9 protein-coding genes are annotated in these 14,011 nt (G+C 69.3%); 1 reads left to right on the top strand and 8 read right to left on the bottom strand.

Features of this window, described 5'->3' with window-relative positions; translation table 11 throughout:
* Nucleotides 1-83: 83 nt before the first annotated feature.
* The 3 genes from BLS25_RS13290 to BLS25_RS13280 all read right to left on the bottom strand — a co-directional run bounded on the left by BLS25_RS13290 (nucleotide 84) and on the right by BLS25_RS13280 (nucleotide 2,414).
* Nucleotides 84-746 (bottom strand): hypothetical protein, encoded by a 663-nt coding sequence (locus BLS25_RS13290; protein WP_056226214.1) that lies wholly within the window; start codon nucleotides 744-746, stop codon nucleotides 84-86.
* Nucleotides 747-814: 68 nt separating this feature from the next.
* Nucleotides 815-1,297: a hypothetical protein gene (locus BLS25_RS16975; protein WP_074696419.1), complete on the bottom strand. Its 483-nt coding sequence runs from the start codon at nucleotides 1,295-1,297 to the stop codon at nucleotides 815-817.
* 10 nt (nucleotides 1,298-1,307) lie between these two features.
* A complete protein-coding gene (locus tag BLS25_RS13280) occupies nucleotides 1,308-2,414 on the bottom strand; it encodes a hypothetical protein (RefSeq protein WP_074696417.1) in 1,107 nt (368 codons plus the stop codon).
* A 119-nt stretch (nucleotides 2,415-2,533) separates the two neighbouring features.
* Here BLS25_RS13280 and BLS25_RS13275 point away from each other — a divergent pair, with 119 nt between their 5' ends.
* Entirely contained in the window at nucleotides 2,534-3,121 is a 588-nt protein-coding gene (locus BLS25_RS13275) for a hypothetical protein (RefSeq protein WP_056226206.1), read from the top strand.
* 21 nt (nucleotides 3,122-3,142) lie between these two features.
* Here BLS25_RS13275 and BLS25_RS13270 read toward each other — a convergent pair whose 3' ends face one another.
* From BLS25_RS13270 to pxpA, 5 genes are all read right to left on the bottom strand, one after another.
* Nucleotides 3,143-3,742 carry a hypothetical protein gene (locus tag BLS25_RS13270; protein ID WP_056226203.1) on the bottom strand — a complete coding sequence of 200 codons (600 nt, stop codon included), beginning with the start codon at nucleotides 3,740-3,742 and terminating at the stop codon, nucleotides 3,143-3,145.
* A 182-nt stretch (nucleotides 3,743-3,924) separates the two neighbouring features.
* Nucleotides 3,925-7,800, bottom strand: coding sequence for a DNA-directed RNA polymerase subunit beta' (gene rpoC, locus BLS25_RS13265; RefSeq protein ID WP_056226200.1), 3,876 nt, complete (start codon nucleotides 7,798-7,800; stop codon nucleotides 3,925-3,927).
* 56 nt (nucleotides 7,801-7,856) lie between these two features.
* A complete protein-coding gene (gene rpoB / locus BLS25_RS13260; protein WP_056226197.1) occupies nucleotides 7,857-11,354 on the bottom strand; it encodes a DNA-directed RNA polymerase subunit beta in 3,498 nt (1,165 codons plus the stop codon).
* A 272-nt stretch (nucleotides 11,355-11,626) separates the two neighbouring features.
* Entirely contained in the window at nucleotides 11,627-13,216 is a 1,590-nt protein-coding gene (locus BLS25_RS13255; RefSeq protein WP_074696566.1) for a 5-oxoprolinase subunit B/C family protein, read from the bottom strand.
* 11 nt (nucleotides 13,217-13,227) lie between these two features.
* Nucleotides 13,228-13,980, bottom strand: a complete 753-nt coding sequence (pxpA, locus tag BLS25_RS13250) for a 5-oxoprolinase subunit PxpA (protein WP_056226194.1) — start codon at nucleotides 13,978-13,980, stop codon at nucleotides 13,228-13,230.
* Nucleotides 13,981-14,011: the final 31 nt, after the last annotated feature.

The raw sequence follows: 14,011 nt of genomic DNA, 5'->3' as shown, positions 1-14,011 counted from the left end.
GACGCGTCCGCGACTCGATAAGCGGACAACCCGTTGATGCTAACAAAAGCGCGGCCTCCCGCCGTGCCCTTGTGAACAGAGCTTCAGGATGCCGGAGGCTCCACGTCGCGCGGATCGAACGGCGCATCGAGCGAGCGGGTGAGGTCGTCCAGCAGCGCGGCGATCTGCGGCTCGACGAATTCCGCCACCGCCGCCTGGATCCGGAGGCGGTGATGGAGCAGGATCGTGCACACTTCGCGGCCGATCATGTTGGCGTAATCGTCGGCGAGGCCCACCTCTTGTCGCAGCGCCGCCTTCGCGGCATCCGACAGCGGGGGAAGAGCGGGGATGGCCGCATCCTCTTCGGCCGCGAGGCCCGACAGGGTGAAGAGGAAGGGCGATCCGGGCTCGGGGTCGGGGTCGAGCGGCATCCCGTCGAACTCGGGTTCGAGTCCCTCGGCCGGGCGGTAGGAACGTCGTCGGTTGCGTTCGGCCTGCTGGTCGAGCTCGGCCTGCAGCATCGGGAGGTTGCGGGACGTGTACTCGGCGACCGCATGATCGACGATCGCCTTCACCCGCGTCGACAGGCCATGCTGCACCCCGTGCGGGACATCGGACCCGAGGCCTGCGGCCGACAGGACCGGCGAGCCGAAGCACCGACGGCACGGAGCGACACGTCCGCGGTGGTTCGCGGGCTCCCACCGGGGCAGCCAACGGAGCCAGGCGTCCACCGCCTGACCGACCTGGCTCTCGAGCGACCGCTCCACGCCCCTACGCTAGCCCGACACGCCCGGGAACACGCGGATGCGGGCGGACCCGCGCGTCACGGGTCGCATCACGGGCTCTCGTCCTCGTCTTCCCAGCGCCAGCGCGGGCCCGTCGTGCGAGCCCGCACGAGCAGGATGCCGAAGAGTCCCGCGAGCACAGCCGCACCGGCCACCACCGGACCGGGGAATCCCAGCGCGACGCTCTGCGCCGCGGCGACGCCGCGAACCGGATCGGCCCCGCTGACGAGAGCGCCGAGCACGACCCCGAGCACTTCGCCCAGATAGGCCGCGATCGCGCACGGGACGGCGGTCACCCAGCCGGGCGGATCGGCCCGAAGGCCCCACCACAGCGTCGCCGCGAATCCCGCGAGGGCCAGCACCTGACCGATGATGCCGGGGATCGCGCCGAGACCGCGGACGGGGATGACATCGGCATCGACGACGAGGCTCGTCACCCCGAGGCCGCCGATCGAGAGGGCGATGAAGACGACGGACGCGAAGACGACAGCGACCGGCGGGGAAACCCCCGCCGGTCGCTGTTCGTTGGTCATCGGCTCCGGCTCAGCGCTGCGAGAGCTGCGGACCGGCCTCGAGGGTGCGCTCGTACTCGCGCTGGGCTTCGGCGTTGATCTCGGTCACGCGGCGACCGCGTGCCGACACCCACGAGCCGAACCAGATGGTGAGTTCGCGACCGAGGACGAAGGCGACGATCGCGAGCGGGGCGAGGACGTTGTTCTGGAGCAGTTCGACCGACTGGCGGGGGGAGATCTCCCAGAACGGCGCGGCGAAGAGGGCGCCGAGCAGGTGCCCGGCCCAGGCCACGACACCGACGACGAGACCCCAGACCACCCAGTGACCCCAGCGCCCACGGTTGATCAGGGCGCCGAGGAACCAGAACCCGAAGTAGAACGCCACGGTGGGCACCCACAGGTCCCACGTGGCCAGCGCCGAGAGGGCCGCCTGACCGAGGTCGGCGGTGGCGGTGCGGCCGGTCAACAGCCCCAAGCCGAGAGTCGCGGCGAGATACAGCACCGCGAAGACCAGAGCCGCGAGAAGGCCGATGGCACCGGCCGCGCCCCGGTTGTTGCGGGGACGAGGGGCTTCGGGCGCCTGCACGAAGATCGGCTGCGCCCCGCCCACCGTGCGGGTGGGCTCTTCGGCGACGGGAGCGGCGGCGGCCGCGGCGGCGGCACCGGCGGCGGGGTACGCCGTCGTGCTCGCGTCGTCGTAGCGCGACGTCGCGGTCGTGTCGTCGTGACGGACGTCGTCGTGACGGACGTCGTCGCGGCGGACGTCGTCGCGCCCCGGCTCCGCGGAGGCGGCGTACGCCGCCCAGCGGGCGTCTTCGTCCTCGAGGTCGACCGACCCGGAGGACGCCGTGGACCCCTGCGGGGCGACCGGCGACGCGTCGTGCACGACGGGAGCCGCGTGCTCGCTGCGGGCCGTCGTCGGAGCGGAGGCGGCGTGCTCGTGCGCCTCACGCTCGTCCCACGCGGCTTCGGCCGTCGCGGGGTCGACCGCGTCGCGGCGGGCGGCCTCGGCATCGGCGAGACCCTCGTGGGCTCGGCCGACGACATCCTGCGCTTCGTCCTTCGGCTCGACGACGGGGTCGCCGTACGAAGCCTTCGGTTCAGCGACGGGGTCGCTGCCCGACGTGTTGTCGCTCATGGGGTCTCCTCACGCGGTGCTTGCCGCGCAAGGCTAACCCGGGTATCCCGCGGCGCCGTGCAGGCGTGCCGTGGGATGTCCTTCTCGACCGTGTCGGTGGGGCGGCTTAGGGTGTTCCCATGTCCCGTCGCCTGCTCCGTCCGGCCGTCGCAGCGGCTCTCGCCGGCGCCACCCTCCTCGCGCTGAGCGCGTGCGCCCCTGCCGCAGACGACGCCGCGCCCACCCCCGCGGCACCGGTCGTGTCGTCCAGCCCGACCCCCATCCCGACGATCACCCAGACGGCACCGGCCGTCCGCATCCCGGCCGACTGCCGCTCGATGCTCTCGGCCGACGTCCTGGCTCAGCTCGGCCAGACTCCGTTGAACGACCCCGCGCTCGGGCCCTCGGGCGTGCAGTCCGACGGCTCGCTGATCTGCATCTGGCGCGATCCGGCGGCGGACACCACAGGCCTCGTCACGCACATCTCGCGCATGGACCGCGGCCCCGCGCTCGACATGCTGAACGGTCTCGTCGACACCCAGGGCTTCAGCTGCTACACCCCCGACGCGGGGACGCGCTGCGAGAAGACCTGGATCAACCCGACCTACCCCGTCAACGACGGTCGGACGCTTTACTGGCGCGACGGCGTGTTGATCGACACGCAGTACTCGAACCTCGCCCCCACGGGATACACCGGCAGCATCATCGCGTCCGTCTTCGGCGGCTGACCCCGCGAGGGGGCTCCCCCGTCACTCGCCGAAGAAGGCGTGGGATGCCACGATCGCGGCGTACCCGTCGGGCATCCACCCGGAGAGCGTCGACGACACCCACCGGTCGGCACGCAGATCGTGGACCTCGTGGAGCTCGCCCGAGGCGCGTTCGCAGTGCGTGGTGTCGGCCGCGACCGCGCACGTGAAACCCTGTGCGGCGAGCGTGGTCGAGACCGCTGCGGCCCCCTCGGGCGTCACCGTCGAGACGGTCGTCTCGATCGAACGCCCGGCTTCGCCCCGCCAGTGGCAGGTGATCACGACCGTCGGAGCGGCGGCGGCGACCGCCTCGGGCGTCGACGCCGGCGCGGTACGCCGCTGGGAGAGCAACGCCTGTGGAGACCACACGAGGGAGGACCACAGCGGTTGCGAGTACAGGTGTCGGCAGTCCGAAGCCGGCGCGGGAGGGGTGGTCTCGACCGCCGCGTGCCGCCCCGTGGCGGCCCTCAGCGTGTCGCCCACGAATCCCACGGCCATCGGCACGCCGGGGGTGGCGATGACCACCAGAGCGGCGACGGCGGCCGCGCACAGCAGACCCGCCGGCCATGCCAGCCACAAGCTGCGTCCCCCGATGCGGGCCATGCGTTCCTCCACCACAACGGTAGGCGCACCGAGGTGCCTCCCCCGCGCCTCGACACGCCGCGAGCACGACGAAGGCCCCCGGCGTGAGCCGGGGGCCTTCGGGGATCAGGATGCCGCGCCGGGGCGTGGCATCCCTCCCGTCGAGTTCGGGAGGACGGGCGACCCGCCCTCCCGAGCCTCGATCAGTTGTACGTGCCGGGCGTGAAGTCGTCCGTCGAGAAGCTGTCGAAGTCGACGTAGCTCAGGTCGGCGTCGCTGTACGCGCCGTCCGAAGCGAAGATGCGGTTGGGGTACCGCTCGCTCTTCGCCTCTTCCGTCGCCTCGACCGTGACGTTGCGGTACTTCGCAAGTCCGGTTCCGGCGGGGATGAGCTTTCCGATGATGACGTTCTCCTTGAGGCCGACGAGCGGGTCGCTCTTGCCCTCCATGGCCGCCTGCGTCAGGACGCGGGTGGTCTCCTGGAACGATGCCGCCGACAGCCACGACTCGGTCGCGAGCGACGCCTTCGTGATACCCATCAGCTCGGGACGACCCGACGCGGGACGCTTGCCCTCGCCGACCGCCTCGCGGTTGATGGTCTGGTAGCGCTTGAAGTCCACCAGCTCACCGGGCAGCAGATCGGTGTCGGCGTGATCGACGACGGTGACCTTGCGGAGCATCTGTCGGACGATGACCTCGATGTGCTTGTCGTGGATCGGCACGCCCTGCGAGCGGTACACGCCCTGGACGCCGTTGACGAGGTACTTCTGCACCTCGCGGGCACCCTGCACGCGCATGACCTCCTTGGGGTCGAGCGTTCCGACCTGGAGGGGCTCGCCGACCGAGACGTGCTGGCCGTCCTCGACCAGGAGCGTCGCGCGCTTCAGGACGGGGTAGACCACCGGCTCGTCGCCGTTGTCGGGCGTCAGGATGACCTTCTTGGCCTTGTCGGTCTCGTCGATCGTGATGCGGCCGTCGGCCTCGGCGATCGGCGACGCACCCTTGGGGGTGCGGGCCTCGAAGAGCTCCTGCACACGCGGAAGACCCTGCGTGATGTCGTCCGCCGAGGCGGAACCACCGGTGTGGAAGGTACGCATCGTCAGCTGGGTACCGGGCTCACCGATCGACTGGGCCGCGATGATGCCGACGGCCTCGCCGATGTCGACGATCTTGCCGGTGGCGAGCGAACGGCCGTAGCACTTCGCGCAGACACCGACCGCCGAGTCGCAGGTCAGGACGGAGCGGACCTTGATGGTCTCGACACCACCCGCAACCAGCTTGTCGATGAGCACGTCGCCCACGTCGTCGCCGGCCTCGGCCAGCACGGTGCCCTGCGCGTCGACGACCGCCGTGGCGAGCGTACGAGCGAACACCGAGTTCTCGACGTTGGCGTCCTTGACCAGCGAACCGGTCGAGTCGGCCGCGGCGATCGGGAGCTCGAGGCCCTTCGACGTGCCGCAGTCCTCCTCGCGGATGATGACATCCTGCGAGACGTCGACCAGACGACGCGTGAGGTACCCCGAGTCGGCCGTACGGAGGGCCGTGTCGGCCAGACCCTTACGGGCACCGTGCGTCGCGATGAAGTACTCGGCGACCGACAGACCCTCGCGGTACGAGGAGATGATCGGACGCGGGATGATCTCACCCTTGGGGTTGTTCACCAGGCCTCGCATACCCGCGATGTTGCGGATCTGCAGCCAGTTACCACGGGCGCCCGACGAAACCATGCGGTTGATGGTGTTGTCGGCGGGGAAGTTGTCCCGCATCGCCTTCTGGACCTCGTCGGTGGCCTCGGTCCAGATCTTGATGAGCTCCTGACGACGCTCGGCGTCGGTGGTGAGACCCTTCTCGTACTGGCCCTGGACCTTCGCGGCCTGCTTCTCGTAGCCGGCGACGATCTCGGCCTTGTTCGGCGGGGTGAGGATGTCGCTCAGCGCCACCGTGACACCCGAACGGGTGGCCCAGTAGAAACCGGCGTCCTTGATCCGGTCGAGCGATGCTGCGACCTCGACCTTGGGGTACTCCTCTGCCAGCTTGTTGACGATCTGCGACAGCTTGCCCTTGTCGGCCTGCTCGCGAACGAACGGGTAGCCCTTGGGGAGCGTGTCGTTGAAGATCGCCTGTCCGAGCGACGCGTCGACGAGACCGTGCACGTCGTAACCCTCGGGCGCCTGGCCCTCGAGGAACGTCAGGCCGGGGATGCGGATGCGCGCCTTGGCCTGCAGGTCGAGGGTGCCCTCGTCCTTGGCCAGGATCGCCTCGCCCACGGAACCGAACGCGCGACCTTCGCCCTTCGCACCCTCCTTGAGAGTGGTGAGGTGGTGCAGACCGATGATCATGTCCTGCGAGGGCAGGGTCACCGGGCGACCGTCCGACGGCTTCAGGATGTTGTTCGAGGCGAGCATCAGCACGCGTGCCTCGGCCTGGGCCTCGACCGACAGGGGCAGGTGGACGGCCATCTGGTCACCGTCGAAGTCGGCGTTGAACGCCGCGCACACGAGCGGGTGCAGCTGGATCGCTTTGCCCTCGACGAGCTGGGGCTCGAACGCCTGGATGCCGAGACGGTGCAGGGTGGGTGCACGGTTCAGCAGCACGGGGCGCTCGCGGATGATCTCCTCGAGCACGTCCCAGACCTCGGGACGGTAGCGCTCGACGGCGCGCTTGGCGGCCTTGATGTTCTGCGAGTGACCGAGGTCGATCAGGCGCTTGATGACGAACGGCTTGAACAGCTCGAGCGCCATCTGCTTGGGCAGACCGCACTGGTGGAGCTTGAGCTGGGGTCCGACGATGATGACGGAACGGCCCGAGTAGTCCACGCGCTTTCCGAGCAGGTTCTGGCGGAAGCGACCCTGCTTTCCCTTGAGCATGTCGCTCAGGGACTTCAGGGCGCGGTTGCCGGTACCGGTGACGGGGCGACCACGGCGGCCGTTGTCGAACAGCGCGTCGACGGCCTCCTGCAGCATGCGCTTCTCGTTGTTGACGATGATCTCGGGAGCACCGAGGTCGATCAGGCGACGGAGGCGGTTGTTGCGGTTGATCACGCGACGGTAGAGGTCGTTCAGGTCGGAGGTCGCGAAGCGGCCACCGTCGAGCTGGACCATGGGACGAAGCTCCGGCGGGATCACCGGGACGACATCCAGCACCATCGAGGCCGGGCTCATGCCGGTCTGCAGGAACGAGTTGACGACCTTGAGGCGCTTGATCGCGCGAATCTTGCGCTGGCCCTTGCCCTCAGAGATCTGCAGGTGGAGGCTGTCGGCCTCGGCCTGCAGGTCGAAGGCCTCGAGGCGACGCTTGATCGACTCCGCGCCCATGTGGGCCTCGAAGTACTGACCGAAGCGGTCCTGCAGCTCGTGGAACACGTCGTCCTCGGGCTTCAGGGCGCCCACCTCGAGCGTGCGGAAGTCCTCCCACACGCGCTCGAGCTTGGCGATCTGCTCGTCGGCGTTCTTGCGGGCCGCCGTCATGTCCTTCTCGGCGGCGTCCTTGACCTTCTTCTTCTGGTCGGCCTTGGCACCCTCCGCCTCGAGGGCGGCGAGCTCCTCCTCGAGCTTGGCGAGGCGGGCCGCGACGCGGGCGTCGCGACGGTCGCCGAGCGTCTTCAGCTCGAGGCGGATGTTGTTCTCCTGCGTGGCCAGGTCGCGGTGACGAGCATCCTCGTCGACCGAGATCACCATGTAGGCGGCGAAGTAAATGACCTTCTCGAGGTCCTTCGGCGCCATGTCGAGCAGGTAGCCGAGGCGCGAGGGCACGCCCTTGAAGTACCAGATGTGCGTGACGGGCGCGGCGAGCTCGATGTGGCCCATGCGCTCGCGACGGACCGAGGACTTGGTGACCTCGACGCCGCAGCGCTCGCAGACGATGCCCTTGAAGCGCACGCGCTTGTACTTGCCGCAGGCGCACTCCCAGTCGCGGGAGGGTCCGAAGATCTGCTCGCCGAAGAGTCCGTCCTTCTCGGGCTTCAGCGTGCGGTAGTTGATCGTCTCGGGCTTCTTGACCTCACCGAAGGACCAACGACGGATGTCGTCGGCGGTGGCCAGACCGATACGGATCTGATCGAAAGTGGTTGATTCGAGCACTGGTTCTCCTGTGTCGGAATTCTCTGAAATCTGAGCTGGGTCGCTGAGCTGGAAGCTCAGATCTCGTCGATCGACGAGGACTCGAAGCGGCTGGAGATGTTGATGCCGAGTTCTTCCGCAGCGCGGAAGGCGTCGTCATCCGTGTCGCGCAGGTTCACCGCGGTGCCGTCGGCCGAGAGGACCTCGACGTTCAGGCAGAGCGACTGCATCTCCTTCATGAGCACCTTGAAGGACTCGGGGATGCCGGGCTCCTGGATGTTCTCGCCCTTGACGATGGCCTCGTACACCTTGACGCGGCCGAGGATGTCGTCGGACTTGATCGTGAGGAGCTCCTGCAGCGCGTAAGCGGCACCGTAGGCCTCGAGCGCCCACACTTCCATCTCACCGAAGCGCTGACCACCGAACTGCGCCTTACCACCGAGCGGCTGCTGGGTGATCATCGAGTACGGGCCCGTCGAACGCGCGTGGATCTTGTCGTCGACGAGGTGGTGCAGCTTCAGGATGTACATGTAGCCGACCGAGATGGGCGCCGGGAACGGCTCGCCGGAGCGACCGTCGAACAGCAGCGTCTTACCCGTGGAGTCGACCATGCGGTCGCCGTCGCGGTTGGGGATCGTCGAGTCGAGCAGACCCGCGATCTCGGCCTCGAAGGCGCCGTCGAACACCGGGGTCGCGACCTTCGTGCCGGGGGCGGCCTCGCGAGCCGACTCGGGCAGCTGGGCGGCCCACTCGGGGGTACCCTCGACCTTCCAACCCTGCTGGGCGATCCAGCCGAGGTGGAGCTCGAGGACCTGACCGAAGTTCATTCGACCGGGGATACCGAGCGGGTTGAGGATGATGTCGACCGGCGTGCCGTCGGGCAGGAAGGGCATGTCCTCGATCGGGAGGATCTTGGCGATGACGCCCTTGTTGCCGTGGCGACCGGCGAGCTTGTCGCCCTCGGTGATCTTGCGCTTCTGGGCGATGTAGACCACGACGCGGCGGTTGACGCCCGAGCCGAGCTCGTCGTCTCCGTCTTCGGCGTTGAACTCCTTGACGGCGATGATCGTGCCCTGCTCGCCGTGGGGCACCTTCAGCGAGGTGTCACGGACTTCGCGGCTCTTCTCGTTGAAGATCGCGCGGAGCAGACGCTCCTCGGCGCTCAGCTCGGTCTCGCCCTTGGGCGTGACCTTGCCGACGAGGATGTCACCGGGGCGGACCTCGGCGCCGATGCGGATGATGCCGCGGTCGTCGAGGTCCTTCAGCAGGTCGGGGCTGACGTTGGGGAGGTCACGGGTGATCTCCTCCTTGCCGAGCTTGGTGTCGCGCGCATCGACCTCGTACTCCTCGATGTGGATCGACGACAGCGTGTCGTCCTTCACGAGGTCCTGGCTGAGGATGATCGCGTCCTCGAAGTTGTGACCTTCCCAGGTCATGAACGCCACGAGGAGGTTCTTGCCGAGCGCGAGCTCGCCGTTCTCGGTCGCGGGACCGTCGGCGATGACCTCGCCGGCCTCGATGCGCTCGCCGGCCGAGACGACCACGCGCTGGTTGTAGGACGTGCCCTGGTTGGAGCGGTCGAACTTGCGCAGGAAGTAGTCCTGCGTGCCGCCCTCGTCGAGCTGGATGGTCACGACGTCGGCCGAGACCTCCAGGACGACGCCCGACTTCTCGGCCGTCACGACGTCACCGGCGTCGATGGCCGCGAAGCCCTCCATACCGGTACCGACGACGGGCGACTCGCTGCGCACGAGCGGCACGGCCTGGCGCTGCATGTTCGCACCCATGAGGGCGCGGTTGGCGTCATCGTGCTCGAGGAACGGGATGAGCGAGGTCGCGACCGACACCATCTGGCGCGGCGAGACGTCCATGTAGCCGATCTCGTCGTTCGGGAAGAGGTCGACCTCGCCACCCTGACCACGACGGGCGAGGATGCGATCCTCGACGAAGTGTCCGTCGGCCTGGAGGGCGACACCGGCCTGAGCGACGATGTGGTCGCTCTCTTCGCTGGCGGTGAGGTAGTCGATCTGGTCGGTCACCCGGCCGTCGACGACGCGACGGTACGGGGTCTCGATGAAACCGAAGGCGTTGATGCGGGCGAACGAGGCCAGCGAGCCGATCAGACCGATGTTCGGGCCTTCAGGGGTCTCGATGGGGCACATGCGGCCGTAGTGCGAGGGGTGGACGTCGCGGACCTCGACGCCGGCACGCTCACGCGAGAGACCGCCGGGGCCCAGCGCCGACAGGCGGCGCTTGTGGGTCAGACCCGCGAGCGGGTTGTTCTGGTCCATGAACTGCGACAGCTGCGAGGTTCCGAAGAACTCCTTGATCGCGGCGACGACGGGGCGCACGTTGATCAGGGTCTGCGGCGTGATCGCCTCGATGTCCTGCGTGGTCATGCGCTCGCGGACGACACGCTCCATGCGCGACAGACCGGTGCGGACCTGGTTCTGGATGAGCTCGCCGACGGCGCGGATACGACGGTTGCCGAAGTTGTCGATGTCGTCGGTGTCGAGGCGGATCTCGGCGGCCTGGCCACCGCGGACGCCGTCGAACGTGACGTCACCGCGGTGCAGGCGGACGAGGTACTTGATCGTGGCGACGATGTCGTCGACGGTCAGGACCGAGTCGCTCAGCGGCTTGTCGAGACCGAGCTTCTGGTTGATCTTGTAGCGACCCACCTTCGCGAGGTCGTAGCGCTTCGAGTTGAAGTAGAAGTTGTCCAGCAACGCGCGCGCAGCCTCGGCGGCGACCTGCTCGCCCGGACGGAGCTTGCGGTAGATGTCGCGGAGGGCGTCTTCCTTCGTGAGGATCGTGTCCTTGGACAGCGTCTCTTCGATGGAGTCGAAACCGGAGAACTCGGCGAGGATGTCCTCGCTGGTCAGGCCGAGGGCCTTGAGGAAGACGGTGACCGACTGCTTGCGCTTGCGGTCGATGCGCACGCCGACCTGGTCGCGCTTGTCGATCTCGAACTCGAGCCAGGCACCACGCGAGGGGATGACGCGCGCCGACACGATGTCCTTGTCGGAGGTCTTGTCGGGCGTCTTGTCGAAGTAGACACCGGGCGAACGCACGAGCTGCGACACGACGACACGCTCGGTGCCGTTGATGATGAACGTGCCCTTGTTGGTCTGGAGCGGGAAGTCGCCCATGAAGACCGTCTGGGTCTTGATCTCACCGGTCTGGTGGTTCATGAACTCGGCCTCGACGTACAGCGGGGCGGCGTAGGTCTTGCCGCGCTCCTTGCACTCCTCGATCGAGTACTTCTCCGGCTCGAGGTAGGGGTTCGTGAACGAGAGCTGCATGGTCTCGCTCAGGTCCTCGATCGGCGAGATCTCCTCGAAGATCTCCTCGAGTCCGCTGATCTCGGGGACGTCGGTGCGACCGGCGGCCTGAGCCTCGGCGACGCGCGCCTTCCATGCTTCGTTACCGACGAGCCAGTCGAACGACTCGGTCTGCAGCGCGAGCAGATCGGGAACGGTCAGCTTGTCGGAGATCTTCGCGAACGAGAGGCGAGATGCGCCGCGTCCGCTCTTCGGGGTGGTGGTGGTGGATGCGTTGCTCGCAGCAGCCAAGGGAATAACCTCCAGAAGCCCGGGCGAGGGGCTCGTGATTCCTTGTCGTCAGGTGGAGTGCGTTCCTGCCCCGATAACCTGCACGTCGCACACCGCGGTGAAGCGGGGACGGGCAGGCTCAGCCGACCACCATATGAGGGCAGGGGGAATCGAGGAGCGCAAAGTCCAAGCATACGCGGGAGGACTCGCCGTGTCCAGTCCAATTCTTGACGCGTTCTCGGACCTGCGGTATAACCGCGTGCGCTCGCCCGGCATTCCTCGCTCCCGCCCCGTCAGGCCCGGCGAAACCGCACCCGGTCACCCGGCCGCACCTGTGCGAGAGCGTCGAGGGCGGCATCCGGGATCACCCCGATCACGGGATAGCCCCCGGTCACGGGACCGTCGGCGAGCAGGATCACCGGGCGCCCGTGCGGAGGAACCTGCACCGCTCCCGGACGCATGCCCTCGCTGGGGAGTTCGTCGCGACGGGTGCGCTCGAGGACCGGACCGTCGAGACGGATGCCGATGCGGTCGATGTCGGTCGACACGGTCCAGGACGCATCGGTCAGCGCATCGACGGAGGCGGGGGTGAACCAGTCCGCCCGCGGCCCCGGCCGGAGCCCCACCTCGAGCACGGCTGAGGGAATCGACCGGGGGAACCCGTCCACCGCGGGCACCTCCCCGGTCGCGAATCCCGCGTGCACGAGGTCGCCGGCACGGAGGGGTGGAGGGCCGAGTCGCGCGAGAATGTCGGTGGAGCGCGAGCCGAGCACGGACTCGGCGGCCACTCCCCCGCGGACGGCGAGGATCACCCGCAGGCCCGCGCGGGCGGGGTCGATCGTCAGCTCTGCACCCCTCGCGAGCCGCACCGGCGCGTAGGCGGAGACGCCGCGCCCGTCGACGCGCACGTCGGCGACAGCACCGGTCACCGCGACCCAGCAGTCGTGTACGGCTCGCGCCGAGAACCCGCCGAGCGTGATCTCGAGAGCCGCCGCGCTCTCAGCGTTTCCGACGAGACGGTTCGCGATGCGCAGGGCGCCGCGATCCAGAGCGCCCGAGCGAGCCACCCCCAGCGCCGCTCGACCGGGTCGGCCGAGGTCCTGCACCGTGACCAGCGGACCGGGGGCGAGGATGCGGAGCGCCGGGCCCGGCGCCGCCCCGGCGGTCGAGGAACGCGCCACATGGGGCGAGGAATCACCCGCGGACGAAAAGGCCGCGGCATCCGGTCGTCCGCTCGTCGGAGTCGTGCTGTCGGGCTCCCGCGGCCCGACGACGTGCGCGCGCTCGCGGAGCGGGACGAACCGCACGCGGCTGCCAGGCGCCAAGAGGACGGGGTCGACGGCCTCGGGGTCGAAGAGGACCGCATCCGTCGACCCGATGAGCCGCCAGCCGCCCGGGGTGTCACGGGGGTAGGCCCCGCTGAACGCCCCCGCGAGACCCACGGCTCCGGCGGGGACGCGAAGGCGGGGTCGGTCGAGTCGAGGGACGTCGAACGGCCAGTCCGCACTCACGAGATAGGCGAACCCCGGCGCGAAGCCGGTGAAGGCCACCATCCACTCCGCGGCGCCGTGGCGCGCGATGAGTTCGTCCGCTCGGATGCCGAGCAGCTCGGCCGTGTCGTCCAGGTCGGCGCCGTCGTACCGCGTCGCGATCTCGACGAGGGGGCCGGGTGGGGCGGCATCCGGATCCCCGGTCGCGGCCGCCCGGACCCACGCGGCGACCGCGGACGCCGAGGTGCGGAGCGGATCGAAGGCGATGAGCACGGTGCGCGCGGCGGGCACGAGATCGTCGACGCCGTCGAGCGGATCCGCGGCGAGCGCGGCGTGCAACCGCACGACAGCGGACAGATCGGCGACCTCGGCCAGCACGGCCCTCTCGCCCATCGCCCGCAGCGTCACCACGGAGCGCGCACCTCGACACCCGCGTCGTCCAGGGCCGCGCGCACGGCCCGCGCCATCGCCACGGCGGCGGGAGTGTCCCCGTGCAGGCACAGCGAGGCGGCCTCGACGGCGAGCCGCGTCCCGTCGACGGCCTCGACCTCTCGGTCGCGTACGAGGAGCACCGCCCGCTCGGCCACGAGGGCCGGGTCGTCGACGAGCGCGCCGGGAGACCCTCGGGGCACGAGCGTCGCCGTCGCCGTGTACCCCCGGTCGAGGAAGGCCTCGGGCACGAAGGGGAGACCCGCGGATGCCGCGGCCTCGGCGATCGCGCCGGGAAGGCCGAGGATCGGGAGCGCGCGTCCGAGCCGCGCGGAGTGGTCGGCCACCGCCGCGACGACCGCGTCGGCCTGCCGTCGGTCGACGGTGACCGCGTGATAAAGCGCCCCGTGCGGCTTGACGTACCGCAGGTCGGCACCGGCCGCGGCGAGCGCGGCGATCTGCCCGATCACACTCGCGCGGAGATCGGCGGAGCCGGGCGAGCGGGCCACGCGACCGAAGTTCTCGCGGTCCTCGTACGAGGGGTGTGCGCCGACGGCGACCCCGAAACGCCCCGCCCTCTCGACGGAGGCGCGCATCGCGCCGGCATCCCCCGCGTGCCCGCCGCAAGCGATGCTGGCGCTGGAGATCACCGCGAACATGGCGTCGTCGTCGGCCGTCGGCACTCCGTCGACGGTCTCGCCCAGGTCGGCGTTGAGATCCACCCGCATGCGGCCACGGTACCGCCGCCCCGAGGGCCTA

Source organism: Microbacterium testaceum StLB037 (assembly GCF_900104345.1).
GTDB classification, from domain to species: Bacteria; Actinomycetota; Actinomycetes; order Actinomycetales; family Microbacteriaceae; genus Microbacterium; species Microbacterium testaceum_A.
Note: the sequence above shows the minus strand (reverse complement) of the source record. Positions and strands in the feature narration are given on the sequence as shown.

Coding starts and splice junctions, on each gene's coding strand:
- BLS25_RS16975 (WP_074696419.1), bottom strand. CDS start 1,297: ATGACCAACGAACAGCGACCGGCGGGGGTTTCCCCGCCGGTCGCTGTC.
- BLS25_RS13280 (WP_074696417.1), bottom strand. CDS start 2,414: ATGAGCGACAACACGTCGGGCAGCGACCCCGTCGCTGAACCGAAGGCT.
- BLS25_RS13275 (WP_056226206.1), top strand. CDS start 2,534: ATGTCCCGTCGCCTGCTCCGTCCGGCCGTCGCAGCGGCTCTCGCCGGC.
- BLS25_RS13270 (WP_056226203.1), bottom strand. CDS start 3,742: ATGGCCCGCATCGGGGGACGCAGCTTGTGGCTGGCATGGCCGGCGGGT.
- BLS25_RS13255 (WP_074696566.1), bottom strand. CDS start 13,216: ATGGGCGAGAGGGCCGTGCTGGCCGAGGTCGCCGATCTGTCCGCTGTC.
- pxpA (WP_056226194.1), bottom strand. CDS start 13,980: ATGCGGGTGGATCTCAACGCCGACCTGGGCGAGACCGTCGACGGAGTG.